Annotated in this window: 6 protein-coding genes, 1 tRNA gene and 1 pseudogene; 3 read left to right on the top strand and 5 right to left on the bottom strand. The window is 76.5% G+C overall.

From position 1 onward, the window contains the following. A partial coding sequence (locus E1295_RS46535; protein WP_132641580.1) for an arsenate reductase ArsC occupies positions 1 to 488 on the top strand: 488 nt, incomplete at its 5' end. Beyond that, complete coding sequence (locus E1295_RS46540) at positions 485 to 868, top strand: VOC family protein (RefSeq protein ID WP_132641582.1); 384 nt, start codon at positions 485 to 487, stop codon at positions 866 to 868. The genes E1295_RS46535 and E1295_RS46540, both read left to right, overlap by 4 nt. A gap of 7 nt (positions 869 to 875) precedes the next feature. On the opposite strand, the gene E1295_RS46545 is transcribed toward E1295_RS46540, so the two are convergent. From E1295_RS46545 to E1295_RS49525, 3 genes are all read right to left on the bottom strand, one after another. Further along, positions 876 to 2648 (bottom strand): SelB domain-containing protein, encoded by a 1773-nt coding sequence (locus E1295_RS46545; RefSeq protein WP_132641584.1) that lies wholly within the window; start codon positions 2646 to 2648, stop codon positions 876 to 878. Next, positions 2648 to 3946 carry an L-seryl-tRNA(Sec) selenium transferase gene (selA, locus tag E1295_RS46550; protein WP_132641586.1) on the bottom strand — a complete coding sequence of 433 codons (1299 nt, stop codon included), beginning with the start codon at positions 3944 to 3946 and terminating at the stop codon, positions 2648 to 2650. The genes E1295_RS46545 and selA overlap by 1 nt, the downstream gene beginning before the upstream one ends. 14 nt (positions 3947 to 3960) lie before the next feature. Then, positions 3961 to 4054: transfer RNA gene (locus E1295_RS49525), tRNA-Sec, on the bottom strand. A 68-nt stretch (positions 4055 to 4122) separates the two neighbouring features. Here E1295_RS49525 and selD point away from each other — a divergent pair. Further along, positions 4123 to 5145, top strand: a complete 1023-nt coding sequence (gene selD, locus E1295_RS46555) for a selenide, water dikinase SelD (protein ID WP_132641588.1) — start codon at positions 4123 to 4125, stop codon at positions 5143 to 5145. A 69-nt stretch (positions 5146 to 5214) separates the two neighbouring features. Here selD and nrfD read toward each other — a convergent pair whose 3' ends face one another. After that, complete coding sequence (gene nrfD / locus E1295_RS46560; RefSeq protein WP_246081223.1) at positions 5215 to 6207, bottom strand: NrfD/PsrC family molybdoenzyme membrane anchor subunit; 993 nt, start codon at positions 6205 to 6207, stop codon at positions 5215 to 5217. Beyond that, positions 6204 to 6385 (bottom strand): annotated as a pseudogene (locus E1295_RS46565) (4Fe-4S dicluster domain-containing protein); the annotation flags it as partial. The gene nrfD and the pseudogene E1295_RS46565, both read right to left, overlap by 4 nt.

The raw sequence follows: 6385 nt of genomic DNA on the forward strand, positions 1-6385 counted from the left end.
CCCCTGCCCCGTCCTCTGCCCCGGCCGGCGGCGCCGCGGTCCGTCCGCGGGTGTTGTTCGCGTGCACCGGCAACAGCGCCCGCTCGCCGATCGCCGCCGCGTTGCTGCGTCACCGCGGCGGCGGCCACGTGGAGGTGATGAGCGCGGGCAGCCACCCGAAAGCCCGCATGCATCCCAACGCCGTGCGCGTCCTGCGCGAGGAGTACGGCCTCGACCTCGCCGGCGTGCGGCCGCGCCACCTGGACGCCGTGGACCCGCGCCGTTTCTCTCACCTGATCAGCCTGTGCGACAAGGTCCGCGAGGCGCATCCCGCGTTCGGCGAGCGGCCGCGGCCGACGCACTGGAGCATTCCCGACCCTGCCGCGACGGGCGGCGACGACCAGGTGAGCTACCCCGCCTTCGTGGACACGGCACGGGAGCTCGACACCCGCATCCGCCGCCTGCTGCCCGTCCTCACCCCTGCCACGACCCCGGAGGTTCCGTCATGACCACACCGTCCGAACCCGCCGGCGTGCGCTACATCGTCGACGACGTGGCCGCAGCCGTGCGCTTCTACACCACCTATCTCGGCTTCACCCTGCGCGCCCACCCGGCGCCCGCCTTCGCCGACGTGGTACGCGGCCCGCTGCGGCTACTGCTGTCCGGGCCGGAGAGCTCCGGCGCCCGGGCCACGCCCGAGGGATCCGACGCGCCGGGCCGCAACCGCATCCATCTCACCGTCCACGACCTCGACGCCGAGATCGACCGGTTGCGCGCCGCCGGGCTGTCCTTCCGCGGCGAGGTCGTCGCGGGACCGGGCGGGCGCCAGATCCTGCTCGCCGACCCGGCCGGCAATTTCGTCGAGTTGTTCGAGCCCGCCGGGCGCTGAGGCGCGATCATCTGCAGCGGCGGTGCACCTCGTCCAGACGTTCGGTGAGGCCGGCCCGGTCGAGGTGCTCGAGCAGCGGCACGACGACCCGGCGGGTGGTGGCGAGTGCGTGCCTGGCCTGGCTGACCGTGAACGGTTGCGGCAGCCGGCTCAGCAGTGCGGCCGCTCGTACGTCGGCGCCCGGCAGCAGGACGATTCCTTCGGCCACGCGCAGCAGGCTTCCCGCCCGTTCGGCCGCGGCCAGCTCTCGCGGGCCCAGCCCCAGCCCGGCCAGGCGTCCCGCGTCCGGCGCCTGGAAGGGCCGCGCCGCCAGGTCCCGTCGCAGCCGCTCGACCGCCCTGGCCACCGGCTCCGGCAGGCCGGCGGGGCCCGCCACGATCCGCCCTGCGTGAAGCGCGAGCGGCGGCCGTACCAGGGAGGTGACCAGCCGCCGGTCGGGGAGGCCCAGCCGGTGGCGGGCCGCCTCCACCGGCATGGCGGGCTCCAGGGGGTGGCCGGCGGCGTACCTCCGGACCTCCTCCACCAGCCGCCGGCCCAGCTCCTTCCAGTGGCCGGGGTCGGCGTACCACTCCCCCGACGTTCCAGGGGCGTCCGGCGGAACACCCATGGCGCGCAGGTCGACGGCGCGCAACAAGCGATGCAGGCGCAGCGCGTACGCCATGCCGGGCACGGCGGTCTCCAGCAGGGCCGCTTCCAGCAGGGCCGCTCGCCGGCGGGCGGCGCCCCTGCGGCCCAGGGCCGGCGGGCGTACGTCGAGCACGCTCGCCCCGGCGAGCACCCGCACCTCCGACCGGTCCCGCCCGGGGTCGCGCAGCAGCAGCACGTCGCCGAGATGCAGCGGGAGCGGCCGGGCCAGCCGCAGTCGCACGACGCTTCCGCCGAGGTGCCGCGCCTCTGCCGCCACCGCCGCCGACCCGACGTGGACCGTCAGTCTCCGGGGCAACCCCGCGCTCTCGTGCCGCGGCGCCCCGGCGGGGCGGACGCTCACGTCGATCAGGTCTGTGTACGTCCAGCCGCCCGGCGTGACGAGCGCCTCCCCCCGGCCGGAGACGTCGTGGCCGCGCAGGTTGACCGCCACCCGGGCCACCCCGCTCACCGTGTCCCGCGGCTCCTTCAGCGACTCCAGGCCTCTGACCCGTACCGGCTCGCCGGCGAGCAGCAGTTCGTCGCCCACCGAGACCGTCCCCGCGGGCAGCGTCCCCGTGATCACCGTCCCGCTGCCGGTCACGCTGAACGCCCGGTCGACCCAGAGCCGGACCTCCGCCGCCGGATCGGGCCGGGGCAGCCCGGACACCAGCCGGTCCAGCGCCTGCCGCAGCTCGGGCAGCCCCTGGCCGGTGCGCCCGCTCACGGTGACCGCCTCCACCCCGCCGATGCCGGCGGCGTCGAGACGGGGGCGGGCCTGTTCCACCGCCCCTGCGGGGCCGGCGAGGTCGGACCGGGTGACCACGAGCAGGCAGTGGCGTACGCCGAGGGCCTCCAGCGCCACCAGGTGCTCCTCGGACTGCGGCATCCACCCCTCGTCGGCCGCCACCACGAACATGACGGCGGGCACGGGCCCCACCCCCGCGAGCATGGTGGCGAGGAAGCGCTCGTGGCCGGGGACGTCCACGAAGGCGAGCCGCTCCCCCGACGGGAGGGCCGTCCAGGCGTACCCGAGCTGGATGGTCAGGCCGCGCCGGCGCTCCTCGTCCAGCCGGTCGGGCTCCATCCCGGTGAGCGCGCGTACGAGAGTGGACTTGCCGTGGTCGACGTGACCCGCGGTGGCCACGACGTGCATCAGCCCCGCACCTCCGCGACCGCCAGGACCGCGCGCTCCACGTCGCCGTCGTGCTCGGGCGGGACGGTGCGCAGGTCCAGCAGCAGGCGCGCGTGCTCGACGCGGCCGACGACCGGCGGGTCGCCCGTCCGCAGCGGGACGGCGAGGCGTTCCGGCAGGCTCACGGCGGCGCTGGGCAGCCGCACGCCGGGCGCCCCGCCGCCTCCCACGGCGGCCGTGCTCGGCACGTCCCGCGCGTCGACCCCCGCGCCCGCCAGACGGCCGGCCAGGGCGGCCGCGCGCCTCGCCAGGGCGGCCGGGTCGGCGTGCAGCGCCTGCGAGACCGGCGGTACGGGACCGCGCAGCGTCGCCTCCAGCGCGGCGAGGGTGAGCTTGTCCACCCGCAGCGCGCGGGCGAGCGGGTGGCGGCGGCACCGTTCGACCAGGTCGGCACGGCCCAGGAGAAGCCCCGCCTGCGGCCCGCCGAGCAGCTTGTCGCCGCTGGCCGTCACCAGGTCCGCGCCCGATTCGATCATGGTGGTGGCGTCGGGTTCGGCGGGCAGCAGCGGCTCGCGCGCCAGCAGGCCCGAGCCGATGTCCACGACGACGGGCACGCCGAGCCCGGTCAGCTCGGGCACCTCCGCCGCGCCGGTGAAGCCCTCGATGCGGAAGTTCGACGGGTGCACCTTGAGCACGAACCCCGTCGCCGGCCCCACCGCGTCGGCGTAGTCGCGGGCGGAGGTGCGGTTGGTGGTGCCCACCTCGCGCAGCCGCGCTCCGGTGGAGGCGAGCAGGTCGGGGATGCGGAACCCGTCGCCGATCTCCACCAGCTCGCCCCGGCTGATGAGGATCTCCCGCCCGGCGGCGAGCGCGGTGGCGACCAGGACGAGGGCGGCGGCGTTGTTGTTGACGACGTGCACGTCCGCCGCCGCCGGCACGGCCGCGGCCAGCGCCTGGGCCGCCCCGCGTCCCCGCCGCGCCCTGGCACCCGTCACCAGGTCGAACTCCACGTCGGCGGGCCCGGCTGCGGCGGTCATCGCCTCGACCGCCGCGGCCGACAGCGGGGCCCTGCCGAGGTTGGTGTGGATCAGCACGCCCGTGGCGTTGACGACCGGCCGCAGGCTCGCCGCCCGCGCCGGGAGCGCCGCCACCGCCGCGTCGGCCACGTCGTCCGGGCCGATCTCGCCCTGCCGCGCCCGGTGCTGGGCCGCCGCCACGGCCGCCTTGACCACCGGCCTGCCCAGCCGCCCGCCCGCCTCCACCAGGCGCGGGTCGGCCAGCACGGCGTCGGTGCGCGGCACCAGCCTGCGACGGTCCATGCTCCCGAACATAAGCGGAGGCGGACGGGAATCGAACCCGCCAGGCCGAGAACCTCGACCTCGTCGGTTTTGAAGACCGCGGGGGCCACCAGGCGCCCAGACGCCTCCAGGGGAGAACCTACCCACCTCGGGGTAGGTGACCCGGCGGCACCCGCGAAACCGCAGTGAGGACGGCCATGACACCAGCGAACCCGCACGGCGCGGTGCGGCTGACGCAGTACGCGCACGGGGGCGGCTGCGCCTGCAAGATCCCGCCCGGCGAGCTGGAGACCATCGTCGCCGGCCTCGGGGCTCCGCATCCCCGCGCCACCGGCTCACCGGCCGGGGAACTGATCGTGGGGCTGGACGACGGGGACGACGCCGCCGTGGTACGGATCGACGGCGGCCGGGCGGTCGTGGTGACCGCCGACTTCTTCACTCCCGTGCTGGACGACCCGTACGACTGGGGCCGCGTCGCGGCGGCCAACGCCCTGTCCGACGTATACGCGGTCGGCGGGGAGCCTCTGGTGGCGGTGAACCTGCTCGGCTGGCCCCGCGACCGGCTGCCGCTCGACCTGGTCGAGGAGGTGCTGCGGGGCGGCCTGGACGTGGCGCGGGAGGCCGGCTGCCACGTCTCCGGCGGTCACAGCGTGGACGACCCCGAACCGAAGTACGGCATGGCGGTCACCGGCCTGGCCGACCCGGCCCGCCTGCTGCGCATCGACGCCGCCCACCCCGGCCTGCCGATCTCCCTGACCAAGCCGCTCGGCATCGGGGTGCTGAACTCGCGGCACAAGGCGACGGGCGAGGTGTCCGCGCAGGCGGTCAGCACGATGACGACGCTGAACCGCGACGCGTCGCGGGCCGCGCTGGCCGCCGGGGCGCGGTGCGCCACCGACGTGACGGGGTTCGGGCTGCTCGGGCACCTGTACAAGCTGTGCAGGGCGAGCGGCGTGACGGCGGTGGTGGACGTCGCGGCGGTGCCGTACCTGGAGGGGGCCCGGCAGGCGCTGCGCGACGGCCACGTGAGCGGCGGCACCCGCCGCAACCTCGACTGGGTGCGGCCGCGGCTCGACCCCGGCGGGTTCGGCGAGGATGAGCTCCTGCTGCTGGCCGACGCCCAGACCTCGGGTGGCCTGCTGGTCGCCGGCGAGGTCCCGGGCGCGCCCGTGATCGGCGAGCTGGTCCCCTTGGACGGCCCCCACCTGCGCCTGCGCTGAGGGCGAGGGGCTGGAAGCTGGAAGCCGTCCCGGCTTCCAGCCCCTCGGTCGAGCGCCGGGACCAGGACCTCAGGCGTCCTTCGGTACGGCGTCGGCCCGGGCGTCGAGGCGGCGGCGCTGGGGGACGACCGTGTATTTCGGGTCGGCGGCCGAGGCGCGGCCCGCTTCGAGGATGCCGAAGCGGGTGCACAGGGAGCCCGCCGTGAGGGCGATCCCGGCCAGGGCGGTGAGGGCGCGGCTGCGTCCCGCGACCACCGCGAGCAGCCCGCCCCCGGCCGTGAGCACGCGCGCGGCCCGCATGAGCCGGCCGGCCCGCCCCTTGCGGTACGGCTCCCCGACGAACCCGAGCCGCCGCTCCAGCACCTCCCCCGCGACCGTCTCCGTGGCGGCCCCGAGCGCGGCCACGGCACGGGCAGGACCTGCCTGGGCCCGGGGCGTGCCGAGCATGGCGACCGCGCCCGCCGCGGCCATCGCGCTGCCCGCGAACAGGAACGGCAGCTCCCGGTACGCCTCGTGCCAGGCGGGCACGGCCGTGTCCGCGACCAGGACGGCGGTGTAGGTGGCGGTCAGCGGCCCGGTCAGCCCGGTGGCCAGCAGCGCCGCGTCGCCCGCGACCGGCAGGACGCCGGTCAGGCCACCGCCGAGTTCACCCGGGAGACCGCCCGGGAGATCACCGGCGAGGTCACCGGCGAGGTCACCGGCCAGGGCGGCGGCCGACAGCCCGCCCTGAACGGCGAGGAGCCACGAGCCGACGCTCATCGGGGAACTGAGCTTGAAGACCCGGAACATGTTGAGGAACCGTTCCGGCCTGCCCAGCTCGGCGGAGAGCAGGGCGGCTCCGAGTGACGCGCCGGCCGCCGCCGCGACGCCGGCCGTACGGGCCAGGCGGTCGTGGCCGGTGAGCCGGGCCATGACGGCCATCGCGGACGACACCCCCGACACTCCTCCCAGATACAGATATGTCGGCATGTGGGGCTCGTGCCAGACGGGCGGCTTCAGCACCGGGCGGCCGTAGTAGGACCGGAACTCCGCCTCCGGCACCATCGCCCGCTCCCGCCTCACCGCCGCCCCCCTCCGCGCGACGACCCGAGGAAGGCGAGGGCCACGGCGCCCATCGCCGACACCGCGGCCGCGCCCGCCCAGCGCCACATGGCCGGCAGGTCACGGGTGGTCACCACGGGATCCGGCGGCAGGCCGTACACCTCGGGCTCGTCCAGCAGCAGGAAGAACGCCCCGGCCC

The sequence above is a fragment of the Nonomuraea mesophila genome, from assembly GCF_004352805.1.
In the GTDB taxonomy this organism is placed as follows: domain Bacteria; phylum Actinomycetota; class Actinomycetes; order Streptosporangiales; family Streptosporangiaceae; genus Nonomuraea; species Nonomuraea longispora.

What these genes read in the sequence shown, in the direction of transcription:
- E1295_RS46540 (WP_132641582.1), top strand. Translation starts at nt 485, where the DNA reads ATGACCACACCGTCCGAACCCGCCGGCGTGCGCTACATCGTCGACGAC.
- E1295_RS46545 (WP_132641584.1), bottom strand. Translation starts at nt 2,648, where the DNA reads ATGCACGTCGTGGCCACCGCGGGTCACGTCGACCACGGCAAGTCCACT.
- selA (WP_132641586.1), bottom strand. Translation starts at nt 3,946, where the DNA reads ATGGACCGTCGCAGGCTGGTGCCGCGCACCGACGCCGTGCTGGCCGAC.
- selD (WP_132641588.1), top strand. Translation starts at nt 4,123, where the DNA reads ATGACACCAGCGAACCCGCACGGCGCGGTGCGGCTGACGCAGTACGCG.